This window comes from Deltaproteobacteria bacterium (assembly GCA_020848745.1).
Lineage (GTDB): Bacteria > Desulfobacterota > Binatia > UTPRO1 > UTPRO1 > UTPRO1.
Genome location: JADLHM010000055.1, coordinates 125,296 through 143,216, shown reverse-complemented (window position 1 = coordinate 143,216; position 17,921 = coordinate 125,296). Strand labels below are relative to the sequence as shown.

Annotated in this window: 13 protein-coding genes; 8 read left to right on the top strand and 5 right to left on the bottom strand. The window is 73.9% G+C overall.

Annotated elements, in window-relative coordinates; all coding sequences use genetic code 11:
• Nucleotides 1–379 precede the first annotated feature (379 nt).
• Genes IT293_07810 through IT293_07800 form a run of 3 tightly spaced genes read left to right on the top strand, consistent with a single transcriptional unit; the run spans nt 380 to nt 4,610 of the window.
• A complete protein-coding gene (locus IT293_07810; protein MCC6764554.1) occupies nt 380–3,493 on the top strand; it encodes a discoidin domain-containing protein in 3,114 nt (1,037 codons plus the stop codon).
• Entirely contained in the window at nt 3,490–4,227 is a 738-nt protein-coding gene (locus tag IT293_07805; GenBank protein ID MCC6764553.1) for an LOG family protein, read from the top strand. Before IT293_07810 ends, IT293_07805 begins: the two co-directional genes overlap by 4 nt.
• On the top strand, nt 4,224–4,610 hold the full coding sequence (locus IT293_07800; protein MCC6764552.1) for a hypothetical protein: 387 nt from the start codon (nt 4,224–4,226) through the stop codon (nt 4,608–4,610). Before IT293_07805 ends, IT293_07800 begins: the two co-directional genes overlap by 4 nt.
• 68 nt (nt 4,611–4,678) lie before the next feature.
• On the opposite strand, the gene IT293_07795 is transcribed toward IT293_07800, so the two are convergent.
• On the bottom strand, nt 4,679–5,191 hold the full coding sequence (locus tag IT293_07795) for a hypothetical protein (protein MCC6764551.1): 513 nt from the start codon (nt 5,189–5,191) through the stop codon (nt 4,679–4,681).
• Between the two features lie 209 nt (nt 5,192–5,400).
• Between IT293_07795 and IT293_07790 the strand changes: the two genes are divergently transcribed.
• From IT293_07790 to IT293_07780, 3 genes are all read left to right on the top strand, one after another.
• Complete coding sequence (locus IT293_07790; protein MCC6764550.1) at nt 5,401–6,894, top strand: HAMP domain-containing histidine kinase; 1,494 nt, start codon at nt 5,401–5,403, stop codon at nt 6,892–6,894.
• Nucleotides 6,891–8,273: a sigma-54-dependent Fis family transcriptional regulator gene (locus IT293_07785; GenBank protein ID MCC6764549.1), complete on the top strand. Its 1,383-nt coding sequence runs from the start codon at nt 6,891–6,893 to the stop codon at nt 8,271–8,273. Before IT293_07790 ends, IT293_07785 begins: the two co-directional genes overlap by 4 nt.
• Nucleotides 8,274–8,553: 280 nt before the next feature.
• Nucleotides 8,554–8,961: a hypothetical protein gene (locus IT293_07780; GenBank protein ID MCC6764548.1), complete on the top strand. Its 408-nt coding sequence runs from the start codon at nt 8,554–8,556 to the stop codon at nt 8,959–8,961.
• A gap of 69 nt (nt 8,962–9,030) precedes the next feature.
• Here IT293_07780 and IT293_07775 read toward each other — a convergent pair whose 3' ends face one another.
• A complete protein-coding gene (locus tag IT293_07775; GenBank protein MCC6764547.1) occupies nt 9,031–10,950 on the bottom strand; it encodes an alpha/beta fold hydrolase in 1,920 nt (639 codons plus the stop codon).
• 143 nt (nt 10,951–11,093) lie between these two features.
• Between IT293_07775 and IT293_07770 the strand changes: the two genes are divergently transcribed.
• Nucleotides 11,094–12,284: an outer membrane protein transport protein gene (locus tag IT293_07770; GenBank protein ID MCC6764546.1), complete on the top strand. Its 1,191-nt coding sequence runs from the start codon at nt 11,094–11,096 to the stop codon at nt 12,282–12,284.
• 12 nt (nt 12,285–12,296) lie between these two features.
• On the opposite strand, the gene IT293_07765 is transcribed toward IT293_07770, so the two are convergent.
• Entirely contained in the window at nt 12,297–13,529 is a 1,233-nt protein-coding gene (locus IT293_07765) for a magnesium transporter (GenBank protein ID MCC6764545.1), read from the bottom strand.
• 165 nt (nt 13,530–13,694) lie between these two features.
• On the bottom strand, nt 13,695–14,174 hold the full coding sequence (locus IT293_07760) for a hypothetical protein (GenBank protein MCC6764544.1): 480 nt from the start codon (nt 14,172–14,174) through the stop codon (nt 13,695–13,697).
• 114 nt (nt 14,175–14,288) lie between these two features.
• Here IT293_07760 and IT293_07755 point away from each other — a divergent pair, with 114 nt between their 5' ends.
• Nucleotides 14,289–15,041 (top strand): class I SAM-dependent methyltransferase, encoded by a 753-nt coding sequence (locus IT293_07755; protein MCC6764543.1) that lies wholly within the window; start codon nt 14,289–14,291, stop codon nt 15,039–15,041.
• Between the two features lie 59 nt (nt 15,042–15,100).
• On the opposite strand, the gene IT293_07750 is transcribed toward IT293_07755, so the two are convergent.
• Nucleotides 15,101–17,860: a hypothetical protein gene (locus IT293_07750; protein MCC6764542.1), complete on the bottom strand. Its 2,760-nt coding sequence runs from the start codon at nt 17,858–17,860 to the stop codon at nt 15,101–15,103.
• Nucleotides 17,861–17,921 lie beyond the last annotated feature (61 nt).

Below are 17,921 nucleotides of genomic sequence, written 5' to 3'. Positions count from 1 at the left end.
TCTTGCCTTGCGCACGACGCGAGCTGCGGCTCCCCGGAGCCGTCCCGGACCCACCCACCGCCGAGGCATCGCAGCACGGCCAGCGCAAGCGGTGCCGACGCGCCGTGCCGCACCCGACGGCGACACGACGCATGGCCGCACGACGAATGGCCGCACGACGCATGGGTGATGCCGCCGCAGGCGGGCGAGTCGGGGCGGGCTTCGGGGAGCCCCAGCTCGCGCCGTGCGCAAGCCGGAGCGGCACCGGCGGGCCGTACGCGCTGGGTGCCAGGAACCGGGCGACCGTGGGAGCCCGCCCCGACCCGCCCGCCTGCGGCCACCGCTTCCGTATAACTCACGACGCGTGCGCCCGGCGTTGTCATCTCGCTCGTCCTTTCTTATGCTCGCCCGGCGCCGCGCGCTCGCGACCGTGCTCCTCGACGACTTCACCGACCTCTCGACCTGGCTGCCCGTCGCCTCCGGGCTCGCGAAGCTCGACCTCGCGCCCGACGTCGGCCCCGACGGCGCGGCGGCGATGCGCTGCGACTTCGACTTCGGCGACGGCGGCGGGTTCGTCGTGGCGCGGAAGCCGGTCACGGTGGCGATGCCGGAGACGTGGGCGCTCGCGTTCCAAGTGCGTGGCCACGGGCCAGCGAACCGGCTCGAGCTCAAGCTCGCCGACCCGAGCGGGCGGAACGTCTGGTGGTACAAGGAGGAGGCCTTCGCGCTCCCCGAAGCGTGGACGCCGATCCGCATCCGGAGTCGTGAGGTCGAGTTCGCGTGGGGACCGGCGGGAGGCGGCGCGCTCGCCGACCTCGGCGCGATCGAGTTCGCGCTCGCGGCCGGGCCGGGCGGACGCGGGAGCCTCTGGATCGCGGACCTCCGCCTCGAGGACCTGACGGTCCGCTCGCGGCCGCTCGTGCGGGCATCGAGCGCCCTCCCCGGCCATCCCGCCGACGGCATCTTCGACCGTCCCCCGCTCGCGAGCTGGCGGAGCGCGCGCACGAGCGAGCCGCAACGGATCGAGGTCGATTTCGGCGCCGAGCGCGAGTACGGCGGCCTCACGATCGACTGGGAGCCCGACGGCCGCGCCCGCGCGTTCACCGTCGCGACCTCCGCCGACGGCGTCGCGTGGACGACCGCGCACGCCACCACCCATGCGGACGCCCCGCGCAGCTGGGTCTACATGCCGAAGACGGCGGCGCGGTTCCTCCGCCTCGACCTCACGGAGAGCGTCGGCGGCGCCGGCTTCGGCATCGCCGCCATCACCGTCCGCCCGTTCGAGCTCTCACGCTCGCCGCAGACCTTCTTCGGCGGCGTCGCGGCCGAGGCGGCGCGCGGCGACTACCCGCGCTGGCTCGCCCGCGAGCAGTCCTACTGGACGCCGGTCGGCGTGCCCGACGGCGAGACCTGCGCGCTCATGAACGAGGAGGGCCTCGTCGAGCTCGACCGCGGCACGTGCTCCGTCGAGCCGTTCCTCTTCGTCGACGGACGCCTCGTCACGTGGGCCGACGCGACCGTCACGCAGGAGCTCGAGGACGGCTCCCTGCCGCTGCCGTCGTCGGTCTGGCGCGTCGGCGACCTCACCCTCCGCACGACGGCCTGCGCGCTGCGCGCGGACGGCCGCCCCACGCTCTTCCTGCGCTATCGCGTCGAAAACGCCGGCCCGGTCGCGCGGCGCGCGCGCCTCTTCGCGGCGCTCCGGCCGTTCCAGGTGACGCCGCCGTGGCAGGCCTTCGGCGCGCTCGGCGGCGTGCGCCCGATCGCCCGGCTCGCGGGCGAAATCGACGGCGTGTGGATCGACGACGCGCGCGTCGTCGTGCCGCTCTCCGACGCCGCCGCCTTCGGGACCGCGACCTTCGACCAGGGAAACGTCGTCGACGCGCTCCGCGCCGGCGACGTACCGCCGCGCACCGCGGTCGACGACGCCTTCGGCTACGCGTCGGGCGCGCTTCGCTTCGACCTCGATCTCGGCCCGGGCACGACCCGCGACGTGTACCTGGCGGCGCCCTTCGGGACGAGCGATCCCGCGGCCGGCGTGCCGCCCGTCGCGACGTCCGGCCCCGACGCCTTCGCGCGCGCCGCGGCGCTCTGGCGCGCCACGCTCGGCGGCGTCACGGTCGCGGTCGCGCCGCGCTGGCGGCGCTACGTCGAAACGATGCGCAGCTGCGTCGCGCACGTACTGATCGAGCGTTCCGGGCCCGCACTGCAGCCCGGGCCGCGCCGCTACACCCGCGCCTGGATCCGCGACGGCGCGATCATGGCGACGGCGCTGCTGCGCGTCGGCTGCGCCGCGCCGGCGGTCGAGTTCACGCGCTGGTATGCCGGTTTCCAGCGCGCCGACGGCTTCGTGCCGTGCGCCGTCGACGCCGAGGGCCCCGACTGGCTCGTCGAGCACGACAGCCACGGCCAGCTCGTGTTCGCCGTCGCCGAGTGCTTCCGCGCCACCGACGATCGCGCCTTCCTCGACGCGCTCTGGCCCACCGTCGAGCGCGCCGTCGACCAGATCGAGCGGCTCCGCGCGCGGCGCCTCGGGCCGGCGTGGAACACCGACGAGAAGCGCGGCTTCCGCGGGCTCCTCCCCGAGTCGGCGAGCCACGAGGGCTACCTCGCGCACCCGGTGCACGCCTACTGGGACGACTTCTGGGCGCTGCGCGCGCTCGCCGACGCCTCCGACCTCGCCGACGCGCGCGGCGCGACCGACGCGGCCGCGCGCTGGCGCGCCGTCCGCGACGCCTTCCGCGCCGACGTCCGCGCCTCGCTCGCGCACACCATCGCGACCCGCGGGCTCGCCTACGTGCCCGGCTCGGTCGAGTGGGCGGACTTCGACCCGACGGCGACGTCGAACGCGATCGCGCTCCTCGGCGAGACCGCGCTCATGCCGGCGGACGCCCTCGCCGCGACCTACGCCGAGTATCTGAAGGGCTTCCGCGGCCGGCGCGACGGGGCCGTCGACTGGTCGAACTACACCGCCTACGAGGTCCGCATCGTCGGCGCCCTCGTGCACCTCGGCGAGCGCGCCGCCGCGAACAAGCTCGCCGAGTTCCTGCTCGACGACCGCCGGCCGCGCCCGTGGAACCAGTGGCCCGAGATCTCGTGGCGCGACCCGCGGAGCCCGGGCCACATCGGCGACGTCCCGCACGCCTGGATCGGCGCCGAGTGGGTGCTCTCGTTCCTCGCCATGCTGGCCTACGAGCGCACGGAGGACGACGCGCTCGTGATCGGCGCCGGCATCCCGTCCGCCTGGCTCGACGACGGCGCGGTCGCCGTCGACGGCCTGCGGACGCGCCACGGCACCTTCGGATTCACGCTCCGCCGTGACGGCGCCGACGCGCTCGTCGTCGCGCTCCGCGGCGATCTCCGCGTGCCGGCGGGCGGGCTCGTGCTCGACCCGCCGCCCGCCGGTCCGCTCACGGCCGTCGAGGTGGACGGCCGTCCCCACTCCGAGTTCACCGCCGCGCACGCGACCGTCCGCGCCTGCCCCGCCGAGATCGTCCTGAGGTATCGCCCATGACCGACCCGACCGCTCCGCCCCGGCCCGAGACCGTGAGCCTCGCCGACGAGGAAGGCGTGCGCCGCATCCTCGTCGACACCGTCTTCGGCCTCTGGGCCACCATCAACAACCTGACGCGGCTCCGGCCCTCGAAGCGCGAGCGGTTCCGGGTGACGATCTTCGGCTCGGCGCGCACCGAGCCGAGCCACTGGGTCTACCGGGAGGTGAAGCACGTCGCGGCGGAGCTCGCCGCGCTCGGCTGCGACATCGTGACCGGCGGCGGTCCCGGGCTCATGCAAGCGGCCAACGAAGGCGCCGCCGAAGCCGCGGGCACGGCCGCGGCGGGAGCCGGCAGCATCGGCATCCGCGTGCAGCTCCCGTTCGAGCAGCAGGTGAACCCCTTCGTCGCCGAGTCCTTCGAGCACGAGACCTTCTTCACGCGCCTGCACCACTTCGTGCTCGTCTCCGACGCGTTCGTGGTGATGCCAGGCGGCATCGGCACGGTGCTCGAGGCGATGATGATCTGGCAGCTGCTCCAGGTCCGGCACCTCCACGACGTGCCGCTCGTGCTCGTGGGACCGATGTGGCGTGATCTCGTCGCCTGGGCGCGCCAGTACATGCTCCGCCCCGGCTTCGAGCTCGCGAGCCCGCCCGACATGGAGATTCCCGCGTGCGCCGACGGCGCGGTCGAGGCCGTCGCGCTGATCCGCGCACGCCACGCCGCGTGGAGCGCGGCCCGGACGGCGCAGCCATGAGCACGAGCCGGCGCGGGGCGAGTCCGCGCCGGGCGACGCCGCGCGCCGCCGCCCGGCGAGCGGTGCGGCGCCGAAGCCTCGCGCGGATCCTCGCCGCGACGCTCGTCCTCGCGCTCGCGACCGGCGCGCTCGCCCCGCGGCGCGCGGCGGCCGCGCCGTCGGCGGTGGCACCCGACGAGGCAGCGGCGCAGGACGTCGCCGCGATCGCGGTCGAGGCCTACGCGTACGCCTACCCGCTCGTGCTCACCGAGCTCACACGCCGGGCGCGCGTCGCGGCGGGCGAGGCGGTCAACCGGTTCGCGCACCAGCGCGCGCTCGACGGCGCGTGGACGCCGCCCGGGGTGATGCTCGCCGCCGGCGAGAAGCCGCGCGGCGCACCGTAGGCGTGGCCCGGCGCGAGGCCGCCAGGGCGACGAATCGCGCCGGCCGGGGCTTGCCGCGGCATCGCCCTTCAGCCGTTCGTGCCCGCGGCGAGCCTCTCGTTCGGATCGGGCGCGCTCGCCGCGAGCGCGGCGGCAGCGAACTCCGCGCGCGCGGAGGCGGACGCCGCCACGGCGGCGGCGGAGCGCTTGCGCCTTCTCTTCTTCGCCATCAGCGTGCGACGTGTGACGTTCGTGCGCCCGCCGGCCGCGCGCCGCCACGCCAGCACCGCCCGCCGCAGCGGCGCCGGCTCGATGTCGAGCGCCTCGCAGACGTTGACGAAGGAGCACGGCCACTCCCGATCGTCGGAGCGGATCCAGCGCTCGGCCTCGCGGAGCTCGATCGCCGCGTGGCGCGGCGCGGTCGCGAGGCGACGGACGCGCACAATCGCGTCGGCGAGGATCGCGAAGAGCAGCCGCCGCTCGGGCTGCGTCACGTTCTGCACGTCGAGAGCGGTCTCGTCCGTCGGGTCGATCTCGGGCAGCAGCAGCCCGTGCGCACCGTCCCAGACCCCGCTTCGCGACCGATCGTAGGCAGCCCTCATGTCCGAGTCCTCCCACGGCACCACGTTGCATCCGTCGTGCCGCACCCGGAGGGATGCCGCAGAGTCACGGAACGGCGCGCGCTGCGCCGCCGCGCGTGTCGAAACGATACGCGGGGCCGAAACGACACGTGCCCGACGCGCTGCACACGTTCGCTTGACCGCGCCGGCGCTTCGGCTTATCGCGGCCCGAGTTTCGCTTGGAGTCGCACGTGAGACTCGCGCGCAAGATCACCCTCGCCATCGCCGCCGCGATCGTCGCCGTCATGGCGACGCACGCCTACCTCCTGCTCCAGCGCCAGGTCGTCCTCTTCGACGCCGACCTGCAGCGCGGCCTCCGCCTGAAACAGGCGCTGCGCGCCAGCATCGACGGCGTCTGGCGGACGTACGGACCCGAGGCGGCCGAGCACCTCGTCGAGCGGACGATCAGCGAAGCCGTCGACGGCGTGCACATCCGTTGGACCTGGCTCGCGGCGACGGACGAGACCGACCCGCGGTTCCTCGCGCTTCCCCCCGCCGACAAGGCGCAGCTCGCGCAAGGCGAGCGCGTGATCCACGTCCGGGAGAACGCGCAGGGCGTCCCGCAGCGCTATACGTACATCCCCGAGACGCTCGGCGCGGATTCCCCGATCGCCGTGCTCGAGTTCGTGGAGTCGATCGGCGAGCAGCACGAGTACGTCCAGGCGAATCGCTGGCAGATCCTGCTCGCGACCGGCGGCATCCTCCTCGCCTGCACCACCGCCGTGTACGCGCTCGGCGTCTGGTACGTCGGGCGGCCCGTGCAGCGCCTGCGCGACCGATTGCGCGCGATCGCGGCCGGCGACCTCGACTCGCCGCTCCGCATCGAGCAGAACGACGAGATCGGCGACCTCGCGCGCGAGATCGACGGAATGTGCCGCAAGCTCGCCGAGGCGCGCCGCCAGCTCACCTCCGAGACCGAAGCGCGCCTGCAGGCGCTCGACCAGCTACGCCACACCGACCGCCTCACCACCATCGGCCAGCTCGCGGCCGGGGTCGCGCACGAGCTCGGCACGCCGCTCTCCGTCATCGGCGGGCGCGCCGAGATGATCGCCGACGGCGAGGCGACCGGCGAGCGCGCCGCCGCGAGCGCGCGCGTCATCGTCGACCAATCGCGCCACATGGCCGAGATGATCCGCGAGCTGCTCGACTTCTCCCGCCAGCGCGGCCCGCGCTTCGGGCTCACGAGCGTGCGCGCCGTCTGCGCCCGCACGATCGACACGCTGGCGCCGATCGCGCGCCGGCGGCAGGTGGAGGTCGCGAGCGCGCTCGCCGACGATCCGCTCGTCGTGTCGGCGGACGAGCACCAGCTCGAGCAGGCCCTCGTGAACCTGATCGTGAACGCCGTCCAGGCGACGACGGGCGGCGGCCGTATCGAGGTGACGTGCGCCGGTCGGCGCGCCCGACCCCCCGGCGACGGCGGGCCCGACGGCGACTTCGCCTGCGTCACGGTCGCCGACCACGGCGCCGGCATCCGGAGCGAGCACCTGTCGCGCATCTTCGAGCCCTTCTTCACCACCAAGGCGCCCGGCGAGGGCACCGGGCTCGGCCTCGCGGTCGCGCACGGCATCATCCGCGACCACGGAGGCTGGATCGAGGTCGAGAGCCGTCCCGGCGAGGGCAGCCTTTTCACCTTCTACCTGCCGGCGGCCGCCGCCGCCGAGCATCCGCCGCATCGCGCCGCATGAGCCGAGCCGACGCCCCCGACGCCCCCGCTCGCGTGCTCGTCGTCGACGACGTCCAGAGCATGTGCGAGATGCTCGCCGAGCGCCTGCCCCCGCTCGGGTTCACGGTGACGTGGCGGACGTCGGGCGCCGATGCGCTCGCCGCGCTCGCGGCGGAGCCCTTCGACGCCGTCGTCACCGACATCAACATGCGCGAAATGGATGGCCTCGAGCTCTGCGCGCGCATCGTCGCCGCGCACCCCGAGGTTCCCGTCATGGTCATCACCGCCTTCGGGAACCTCGAGGCCGCGATCGCCGCCATGCGGGCCGGCGCCTACGATTTCCTCACCAAGCCCTTCGACATCAAGGTGCTCGCGCTCTCGCTCGAGCGCGCCGTGCAGCACCGGCGGCTAAAGGCGGAGGTGAAGCGCCTTCGAGAGCGCGTCGCCGACGGCGGCCGCGTCGACGACCTCGTCGGCACGAGCTCGGCGATGCGGGAGGTCTATTCCCTGATCGACCGGGTCGCCGACACCGACAGCTCGGTGCTCGTCGCCGGCGAGACCGGCACCGGCAAGGAGCTCGTCGCCCGCGCCCTGCACGAGCGAAGCCGCCGGCGTCGCGGGCCGTTCGTCGCCATCAACTGCGCCGCGGTGCCCGACACGCTCATTGAGAGCGAGCTCTTCGGCCACGCCCGCGGCGCCTTCACCGACGCCCGCACCGCGCGCGCCGGGCTTCTCGTGCAAGCGAACGGCGGCACCCTCTTTCTCGACGAGATCGGCGAGCTGCCGCTCGCGCTCCAGCCGAAGCTCCTGCGCGTCCTGCAGGAGCGCAAAGTGCGTCCCGTCGGCGGCGACACGGAGGTCCCGTTCGACGTGCGCCTCGTGAGCGCCACCAACGCCGACCTCGAGGGCGCAGTCGAGGAGAAACGCTTCCGCGAGGACCTCTATTTTCGGATCAACGTCATCACGATCCCGCTACCGCCGCTGCGCGCCCGCGGCGGCGACGTGCTGCTGCTCGCCCAGCACTTCCTCGAGCGCGCCGCCGCCAATGCCGGCCGCGCGCTCACCGGCATCGCGCCCGAGGCGGCGCGCTTGCTGCTCGCCTACCCGTGGCCCGGGAACGCCCGCGAGCTCCACAATTGCATGGAGCGCGCCGTCGCCCTCGCCCGCTACGACCAGGTGACGGTCGCCGACCTCCCCGAGCGCATCCAGCAGCACCGTCCGTCGTACGTGGTCGTCGCCACCGACGACCCCTCCGAGCTGGTGTCGCTCGAGGAGATGGAGCGCCGCTACATCCTGCGCGTCATGGAAGCCGTCGCCGGCAACAAGACGATGGCCGCGCAGATCCTCAAGATGGGCCGGAAGACCCTGTACCGGAAGCTCGAGCGCTACGGCGGAGAGTGACGGCCGGCGCGCGGTCCCCATGCCGCCGTCCCGGGCCTCCGAACCCCGCCGGACGCGTGTCGTTTCGACACGCGGGTCGAAACGACACGGATCGCGGCGGGCGGGGCGCATCCCATCTCCGCGAATCCGGGTGCGGCACGGGGCATGCACTACGGCATGGGCATGCTGCTCACCGTCCTCTTCGTGGCCACCGGCATCGTGGGCGTGATCGTGCTCGCGATCGAGGTCGGTGGCGTGCTGCGGCGCCGCCGCGACCGGGAGCGCAAGCGCGAGGACCGCGATGAACGCCGCACCTGACGTGGACGCCGACGAGGGCGGCCTCGAGCACCGGGCGCGCCTCGACCTTCCCTACAGCGCCCGGTCCTTCGACCGCTGGCTGCGCGCGCGGCTCGTCGAGCACTGGGCCGGCGACCGCTGCTGGCGCGAGATCGACCGCGGCGACTTCGGGGTCCTCCGGCGCGCGATCCATCCCGACCGCTTCCTCGTCGCCGACATCGTGGCGCGGCTGCTGACCGGCGGCGAGAACCTTACGATCATCGCCTGGGCGCTCGAGGCCGAGCGGAACCTCGACGACGTGGTCGCGATCCTCACGGTCCTCGACCTGAACGCCCATCGGGTGACGCGCTTCGCCTGGCTGCCGCCGGCGACGCCCGTCGTGCCGCACCTTCGTCTCGCCCGCTCGTCCTGAGCCACCGTTCGGGGTGCTTCCCCGTGCCGAGGCGATCGGGGCCGACGTCGTCGCCCGCGCCTCGGCTCCCTACGGTGCCCCGGACGGCGTCGCGGGCAGCCGCGGCGCGCTCACCGGCGGCACGGACACGCTCGGATCCCCGAGGTGGAGCAGGAGGATGCGGCGCACCTCGGCGATCGTCGCGGGATTCGACTGGCAGGAGTGCGCCGACTTCACGACCACCTCCGAAGCGCAGTCGGTGCGGTGCGCGCTCTCGTACCGGACGACGCCGTCGGTGCCGCCGTCGTAGGGCGGATCGGTCTTCACGGCGACGATCGAGTGGCAGGGAATGCGGGCGTCGACCGGCATCGGTCCGAGCGCGCGCACGAACGGGTGCCCCGGGGTCATGTTCTCGACGGCGCTCGGGACGCGCCACTCGGCCAAATCGGGATTGCCCTTGGCGATCTCGGCGCCGGCATCGAGGATCTTGCTCGGGATCGCGATCAGGCGCGCGAACTGGTGCGCCATCCAGTTGCCGGCGACGTAGCTCCCCCGATGCGGCGTCGCGACGAACACGACGCGCTTCACGAACGGCAACGGCTTCACGAACGCCAGGCGCCGCAGCAGCTCGCGGGCCTTGCTGCTGATCAGCATGTCGTCGAGCCGGGTCCGGAAGCCCCAGAGCTTGTCGCCGCTGTCGACCGCGGTGAGCTTGGTGATGAGCCCGCCCTGGCTGTGGCCGATGACGACCATGCGGCGGAGCGTGGGGTCGGCGCCAGTCGGGTCGAGCCGCTCGACGGCGGCGGTCAGCAGATCGCGGAGCCCGCCCGCCGAGTAGAGGATCGGGTTTCCCGAATCGTAGGTGAAGAACCAGAACTGGAAGCGGTCCCGGATGACGGGGTCGTCCATCAGGTCGTTCACCATGTCGGCCCACCGCCCCGGACTCGACCCGGTGCCGTGCACCAGCACGACCGGGATGCGGCCGCGCCGCCACGGTTGGACGGCGGTGAGACGCATCGGATCCTTCCCGAGCACGGCCGTGCCGAGCAGGCTCTTCAGCTCGAAGTCCCAGAACTTCTGCTCGGCGAGCATGTAGGCGAACGCCGCGGTCGGCTCGACCTCGAGCGGCACGTTCCGCCCGCCGATCGCGACCTCCTCGGTCGCCGTCGCGTCGTAGAGCTCGAGGGAGGCGTGGATCTCGCTCCGCGCGAGCTGCCGGCGCGGCTCCGGGATGCGCAGGATGGCGGTCACCGGCACGCGGGTCGCCGGATCGATGAAGTCCTCCGGCTCCTTGGACGAATCGAGGGGCTTCGTGCCGGCCGCGAGCGGCACCCCGAGCCCCGACCGGCGATACCGTTCGGTGAGGCCGTGCACCTTGAGCTCGGCGGCCGGGACGAAGCCTTCGAGCCGGCGATCACCCCAGCGCAAAGCGGCCGCGTCGAACGCGATGTCGATCCTGCCGAACGGCAGCGGGAAGCGCCCGGCGCCGATGGCGACGGAGCGGTCGTCGGCGCTCGGGAGCCCGAGGGTGAAGCCGCGGTTGTAGAGATCGGCGGCGCGGCGCACGCGCGGGTCGAGGCGGTTCGGCGCCTCCCTCGGATCGTCGGGGAAGAGATACGCGTAGGCGTAGATCGCCGCGGCGAGATAGTGCCCGGTCCGCCGCCAGCGCTCCCCCGCTCCCTTGTGGCCGCGCTCGGCGTGATGGAACGAGAGCTCCGCGAGCGCGAACGCCGCGTCCGGACCCTCGCGGCCGTCGACCAGCGCCCGATGCAGGAAGTCGATCACCTCGTCGGGCCGCGCGGCGTACGCCTCGATCATCCCCCAGCGGTGCAGGACGTTGTGGGTGTCCTGACTGAGCTCGCCGGTAGCGGTCACGCTGCGGGTGAGCTCGCGATCGACCGAGCGCGAGTCGGCGCGGTGCACGCGCACGGGAGCGGCACAGCCGGCGGAAACGAGTACGCCGACGAGCACGCAGAGACCAGTGATGGTTCGTGGTCGGGCGATGGACATGAGCCGGCGCGCTCGCTCCATACGTGCCGCGGATCGGGACGGCAAGCGCGCGGGGCATCCGACCGACGTGAAGTCATTGACAGCACCATCGCCATGGGGCACCGTTCGCCCCCCGCCGGCTCCTTCGCGGCTCGAGGTGAACGATGCGATACGTGGTCCGAGGAGGCTGGCGTGCGATCGCCATCGCGATGCTGATCGCGACGGGCGATCGACCGGCCGGGGCGAGCCAGCTCCTCGCGCCGACCGTGGGGGCGCGCGACGCGGCGCTCACCGGCGCCACGGCGGCCGCGCCGACCGACCTCATGAGCGCGTTCTTCCAGAACCCGGCCGGGGTGACCCTCCTTCGCGAGACCCAGGCCACCATCGGCGCCGGCCTGCTCTTCATGCGCGCCGAGCTCTCGAACGATGCCGGCTACGACGAGACCACGCACAACGTCGCGCTGGCGCCGAGCGGCGGCGCCGCGATGCCGATCGGCCACGATCTCACGCTCGGCTTCGGCCTGTTCGGCGCGGTCGGCTCGAAGTTCGACTTCAAACGCGATCCCGAGGCGGGCGTGCCGCGCGACTCGTTCACCGAGCTCGGGGTGATCACGCTCGCTCCCACGCTCGCCTGGCGCCCGCGCGAGGATCTCGCCTTCGGCGTCGAGCTGAACCCGCTCCTCGGCGATCTGAAGAATCACGTGCCGACGCCGGACCAGAGCCTGCGCTGGCGCCTGCGCGGCCCCGGCGTCCAAGCGACCCTCGGATTCCTCTATCGCTTCCACCCGAACTGGCAGCTCGGGCTCACCTACAAGACGCCCGGCAAGATCTACATGCGCGGCTCGGTCGGCGTCGGGGGCAAACGCGAGGATCTGCACTTCGACTTCGACGTCCCGCAACAGGTGACGCTCGGCCTGTCGTGGAGCCCCCACCCGAACGTGACGCTGATGACGTTCGGACGCTGGACCGACAGCTCCGCCTTCGAACGCTCGACGTTCCGCTTCCAGGACACGCCGGCGCTCGACACGCCCTTCGCCCCCGAGACGCAGGACGTCTATCGCTGGGGCGTCGCCGCGGAGGTCCGCGTGCATCCGCAAGTCGTGGCGCGCGCCGGCATCGCACGCGGCCAGAACGCGCTCGAGCCGCGCTCGGTCACGCCGCTCCTTTCCGACTACAACGACCTGATCTTCGGGGTCGGCGGCGGCGTGGACATCGGGCGCTGGACCATCGACCTGGCGGGCGGAGCGGGCTTCTTCGACGACCGCAAGATCAACGCCGGCGAAGCCCGCGTCGTCCCCGGCCGCTACGCGGTCAGCGGCCCGGTCGTCTTCTGGCAGCTGACGCGGCGGTTCTGACCGCGACCCCGCCTACAGCAGGAGCACGGTCGCCAGTCCGAGGAAGAGCCCCATGCTCGCGACGTCGGTCGTCGTCGTGAGGAAGATGCTGGAGGCGGTCGCGGGATCGGCGCCGAGCCGGTGCAGCGCCAGCGGCACGAGCGCCCCGAAGATCCCGCTCGAGACGCAGGCCCCGACCATCGCCAGCAGCACGATGAGCGAGAGCATGGCCGCATCGGGATCCCCCTTGGAGTACGCGAAGGCGAACATGCCGAGCCCGGCCGAAATGCCGGTGCCGATGCCGTTCAGGAAGCCGAGCCACGCTTCCTTGGCGACGAGCTTCTTCGCCCCGGCCGTCGTGAGCTCGCCGAGCGTGAGGCCGCGGATGGTGACCGCGAGCGCCTGACAGCCGGTATTGCCGGACTGGCCGGCGAGCACCGGCAGGAAGACCGCGAGCGCCACGACCTTGTCGATCGTCTCCTCGAAGACGCCGACGACCGCGGCCGCCACGAACGCCGTCAGCAGATTGAACTGGAGCCAGGGATGGCGGAACAGCAGGCTCCTCCGCCAGGGCGTCGAGACCCGTTCCTCCTTCTCGACGCCGACCATCTTGCCGGACTGGGCGCTGATCTCGAACGTCTGATATTCGAACAGCGTCTGGCCGCGCACGATGCCGACGAGGCGGCCGTCCTCCTCGCACACCGGATAGACCGGGTAGTGCCGACGCAGCACCTCTTTCATCGCCTCCAGGATGGGCGTCCGCGGACGCAGCGAGAACGGGTCGCGCAGCATGACCTCGGTGATGTGCTGCTCCGGGCTGGCGAACAGCAGCTCGCGAAAGACGATCACGCCGAGCAACCGTCCTCTCTCGTCGAGCACGTAGCCGTAGGTCACCATGGCGCGCGCCGTGAGCTCGCGCAGCACCTCGACCGCCTCGGCCACGGTCTGGTCCGGCCGCAGCACACCGAGCGGGGGATCCATCAGGCGGCCGACGCTTTCCTCCGGATAGTCGACGTTCAGGCTCCACTGCTCGCGCTTCTCGGCCGGCAGCAGCGCGAAGACCTGCCGCCGCTTGGCCTCGGGCAAGCGCCACAGGATCTGCACCGCCAGATCGGGATAGAAGTCGGTGAGCGCCTCGGCGACCGCTCGATCGGGCTCGTGCTCCAGGAGCTCGACCGACTCGCGAACCCCGTGCCGCAACAGCTCGACCCCGAGCGGTGTGCGTGCCGGCATCCCCTGCCTTTCCGTCGGCGTCGTATCCGCCATGCGCCTCCTCCCCTCCCGCCTGTGCGTCGGCGTGTTCGGCAGGCCTTCTACCCTGCCGGGTGCGGGAAGGCGACTCTCCCGGGCCGCGGCGCCGGCGTACGGCGCGCCCCCGGGTGCGCGCCGGCGACGCACGCCGCATGGCGACGGCGGACCCGCGCCCGCCGCTCAGCTCGTGAACGCGAGCGCGATCTCGTCGAGGAGTGCCGCCTCGTCCGCCGAGACCTTCGGCACGACGCTCTTGAAGCCGCCTGCCGCCTCGGCGACCCGGCGCGCGTCGGCCACGACCTTGTCGCGCCAGCGCCGCCGCGCCCGGTCGGAGAGCGTCGCGCACGCCGACGCGACGTAGGATCGCCAGAGCGTCCAGAGCTCCCCCGGGGGCGGCGCGGCGAGGCAGCGATCGAGCAGGCGGCGTCCCGGCCCGTCGGCGCCGAGGCCGGTGTCCGCGGCCGCGCCGAGGACGATGCGGCGCTCGCTCTCGTCGAGACGGCCGTCGGCCCACGCCACCGCGGCGAGCGGCACGAGAGCGAGCCCGATCAGGGTATCGCTCCGGATGCCGAGCGCGGCGGCCTCTTCGGCGACGGCGCGATCGACGACGAGCGCCGCCGCGCGATCAGCGGACGCGCCAAGGCCGTACGCGGAGCGCATGCCTCGGAGCTATCCCAGCCGGGCGGCCGTGGCGAATAGAAAAACTGCGTCGCCGCATCGACTTTTCCGAAGGACGGTTGCGAGCCGGCGCACGGCACGCGAGACTCTGGCCTCATGATGCCCGGTTTCACTCGCCGCGCCCTCCGGCTCTCCTTGGTCGCGAGCATCGGCCTCGGCGCCACGGCCGTGGCGAGCGCGCGCGAAGCGACCCCGCACCCGCACGCGACGCAGGCGGCGCTCTTCGAGCCGACGCCCGGGAGCCGCCACGACTTCGCCGACGTGGAGCACTGGCGGCGCGTCTTCGACGACCCCGCGCGCGACGTCTGGCAGAAGCCGCGCGAGCTCGTCGCCGCCTTGGCCCTTCGGCCCGGCGCCTGGGTCGCCGACCTCGGGGCCGGCACCGGCTACTTCAGCCGCTGGCTCGCCGCGGCCGTCGGGCCGACCGGCGCGGTCTTCGCGATCGACACCGAGCCGAACCTCGTCGCGCACCTCCGCCGCCGCGCCGAGGAGGAGCGAACGCCGACCGTCATCCCCGTCCTCGCCTCGGCGGACGACCCGCGGCTGCCGCCCGCGGCGCTCGACCTCGTCCTGATCGTCGACACCTACCACCACCTCGACGCGCGCCTGGCGTATCTCCGGAGGCTCGCGGCCGCGCTCAAGCCGGCGGGACGCGTCGCGATCGTCGACTGGGAGAAGCGGCCGCTGCCGGTCGGCCCGCCGCCCGAGCACAAGCTCGCGCGCGCGCAGGTGATCGAGGAAATGGGCGCCGCCGGCTTCGCGCTCGTCGACGAGCCCGGGCTGCTGCCGCACCAGTACTTCCTGGTCTTCGCGCGAGGCGCACAGCCGATTCGCGAGGGACAGCACTGAACGAATCCCCGGCGGCGCGCGTACGGGAGGACCTCCTTGGTCCCGAGGCTCCGGAAATGCTACCTGCCGCGCGCGCGCTCCGCGCCGGTCGCTCCCCGCGTGAACGGATCGACGAACCACGACCGCAGCACCGTCGGCGCGATCGACGTCAGCGGGTTCACACGCACGACCGGGTCGGCCACGCGCCCGTGCACGCGGTAGTCGATCCCGAATACGCCGTCGCCACGCGCGCCCACCAGAAGCCGCCCGAGGACGGGCATCCGGCCAAGCGCGCTGTTGAGCGTGTAGGCGGGAATGACGTTGCCGCGGAGATCGCAGGTGCCGGCGCCGGTGTCGATCACGCCGTCGGCGGTGAGGCCGACGGCGCCGACGGCGCGCACGTCGTGGAGCTCGAGCCGCGTCCCGTCCCGTCGAAACGGGAGGCGCGCCTCGCTCATCGGCATGCCCTCGCCCTGCACGAGGGCGGCCATGCCGCCGAGCGAGCCGATCCCGAGGACCCTCGCGAGCACCGGCGCGCGCACGACCTTGAAGTCGCGCACCACGAGCGTCCCGGCGAGCGACTCGAACGGCCCGCGCGCGTCGGTGGTCGCGTCGAGCACGAGCGTCCCGCCGACGATCTGCTGCAGACCGCCGAGGGCCCGGAACACACGACCCGCCTGGTCGGCGGCGAGCGTCAGCCGGCGCGGTCCGGGACCGTCCGTCAGCGTCGCCGCCACCGTGCCGGCCGGCTCGACGAGCCCGCCGCGCAGATCGAGCGTGGCGATGCGGCCGTCGGCGGCCGTGAGCGTGCCGCGGACGCCGTGCAGATCGAGCTCGCGCACGGTCCGGACGCGTCCGACGTCGAGCTTCACTCTGAGCGGTGGACCGATCGCCGACGCGTCGCCGGCGCCGAGCGGACGCCCCGCGAGGAAACGATCGAGGTCGAGGCTCGCGCCGCCGAGCGTGACGTCGTAGCCGCCGCTCGGCGTCCGCGTGATCGTGCCGGCGACGTCGGTGCCGGCGAGGCGTACGTGGTCCACGGCGAGCGCGGTCAGCACGTCGCCCGCCATGCGCCCCGTGCCGCGCACCGCCACCCCGTCGCCGTCGACGGCGATCGCCAACGTCCGCTCGCCGACCGCCGCGCCCGGCGCGACGGCGAGCGCCAGCCTCACCGGCGTCGTCACGAGCGGAAGGCCGGTCACCGCCGTCGTCCCCTCGATCTCGACGCGCGCGCCGTCGACCCGGACGGTCAGCGTCCCGTTCTCGATGCCGACCCCGGCGGTGAGCGGCGGCAGTCGCGCTGCGGTGAGCTCCGCCGTCGCCTGCACCGTGACGTTGGCCGGTCCGATCGTCCTCGCGATCGGCAGGCGCAGCTCGGCGTGCACACGGCTCTCGCCGCCGACCGTCGCGCGCGTGATGCCGAGCGGCGGGGTGAACGCGATCGGCGGCTTCTCGACGATCGCCAGCACCTCGGCCGTCGGGCCGCGTACGTCGGCCGAGATCGCGGCCGACGGCGGATCGACCGCGAAGTCCATCACGAAGGTGCCCCCCTCCACCCGGCAGCCGCCGACCCTGCCGTCGTGCACGTCGACGGCGAGCCGCTCGGTCGTGAGCCGCGCCGACCCGGCGGCGTCGCGGATCGGGTCGAGGGGCGGCAGGTAGTCGGCGGCGACCCCGCGGAAATCACACGCCACGTCGACGGCGTTCGCGACCGCCGCGGTGAGGTCCGGGGGCGGCGACGGCGTGGCGGCCCCGGCGTCGTCGGGCATCGCCGGCACCGGCGCGCCGAGCCGGACGCGGCAGCGCCGGAGCTCGCCTTCGCGGAGGCTCGCGGCGATCCAGCTCCGCGCCTCGCCCGCGAGATCGGCCGGCCAGAGCCGCGCGAGCGCCGCGAGGGTGAGTGCGTCCACCGCGCCGTCGAGCCCCGCGACCGGCGACGCGCCGAGGACGACCCGGGCGCGCGCGGCGATGCGCGACCCTCCGATCGTCGCCGCGAGCCGGGCGAGGTCGAGCGTCTCCCGGTCGGGACGGTAGCGCCCCCGCGCCGCGACGTCCGCGAGCGGCAGGGGCGGACCCGGGTCGTCGCCCGGTGCGAGCTCGCCGGCGTCCGCCGTCAGAGCGAAGCGGACCTCGATGGGCGTCCCGTCGTCCGCGAGATCGGCGCCGACCTCCGCCCGCAGCGGCACCCGCACGCGCCCGCGAATCGGCGGGACGGCGCTCGCGAGATCGACGGTCGCCGCGAGTGAGCCGTCGAGTCCGCCCGGCCGCGGCGACACCACGAGGCCGACGTCGGAGAGCGCGATCGTACCCCCGGCGCGGCGGTCGTCGAGGCTGACCCGGCTCCGGCCGAGCGCGATACGCGGCAGGGCCACGGCCGCGCGCGCGGCGGACGGCGTCGCTCCCGCCGGCCCGCCGAGCACGAGCGCGGCTCCCTCCCCCTCGCCGATCGCCAGGGTGCCGTCGGCGCGCCGTACGAGCGGCAGCACCGCGTCGTCGACGTCGACGCGCGCGATGACGACGCGGCCGCGCAGCAGCGCGCCGAGGCTCGGACGGACCCGCACGTGCGCCAGCGAGATCGCCGGCGTCCCGTCGGGCGTGAGCAGCCGCACGTCGCCGACCTCGAGCGCGACGCCCCGTCCGGCGCGCACGAGCGCCGTCGTCCCGACCCGCACCGTGACGTCGGGGACCAGCGCCGCGAGCGCGTCGCCGATCGGGCGGTCGAGCGCGCGGAGCGGGATCGGCCCCTCGGCGAGCCGCCACCACACGACGCCGACGAGCGCCCCGGCGCCGAGCGCGCAGCCGAGCACCATCCGGAGGACCCACGCACGCAGGCGGCGCACCACGCGCCTCCATAGACCGAATCGGCGGCGGCGTCTCGCGGCGACGCCCTCCTTCCGTGAG

Coding starts and splice junctions, on each gene's coding strand:
- IT293_07810 (MCC6764554.1), top strand. CDS start 380: ATGCTCGCCCGGCGCCGCGCGCTCGCGACCGTGCTCCTCGACGACTTC.
- IT293_07805 (MCC6764553.1), top strand. CDS start 3,490: ATGACCGACCCGACCGCTCCGCCCCGGCCCGAGACCGTGAGCCTCGCC.
- IT293_07800 (MCC6764552.1), top strand. CDS start 4,224: ATGAGCACGAGCCGGCGCGGGGCGAGTCCGCGCCGGGCGACGCCGCGC.
- IT293_07795 (MCC6764551.1), bottom strand. CDS start 5,191: ATGAGGGCTGCCTACGATCGGTCGCGAAGCGGGGTCTGGGACGGTGCG.
- IT293_07785 (MCC6764549.1), top strand. CDS start 6,891: ATGAGCCGAGCCGACGCCCCCGACGCCCCCGCTCGCGTGCTCGTCGTC.
- IT293_07780 (MCC6764548.1), top strand. CDS start 8,554: ATGAACGCCGCACCTGACGTGGACGCCGACGAGGGCGGCCTCGAGCAC.
- IT293_07775 (MCC6764547.1), bottom strand. CDS start 10,950: ATGTCCATCGCCCGACCACGAACCATCACTGGTCTCTGCGTGCTCGTC.
- IT293_07770 (MCC6764546.1), top strand. CDS start 11,094: ATGCGATACGTGGTCCGAGGAGGCTGGCGTGCGATCGCCATCGCGATG.
- IT293_07765 (MCC6764545.1), bottom strand. CDS start 13,529: ATGGCGGATACGACGCCGACGGAAAGGCAGGGGATGCCGGCACGCACA.
- IT293_07760 (MCC6764544.1), bottom strand. CDS start 14,174: ATGCGCTCCGCGTACGGCCTTGGCGCGTCCGCTGATCGCGCGGCGGCG.
- IT293_07755 (MCC6764543.1), top strand. CDS start 14,289: ATGATGCCCGGTTTCACTCGCCGCGCCCTCCGGCTCTCCTTGGTCGCG.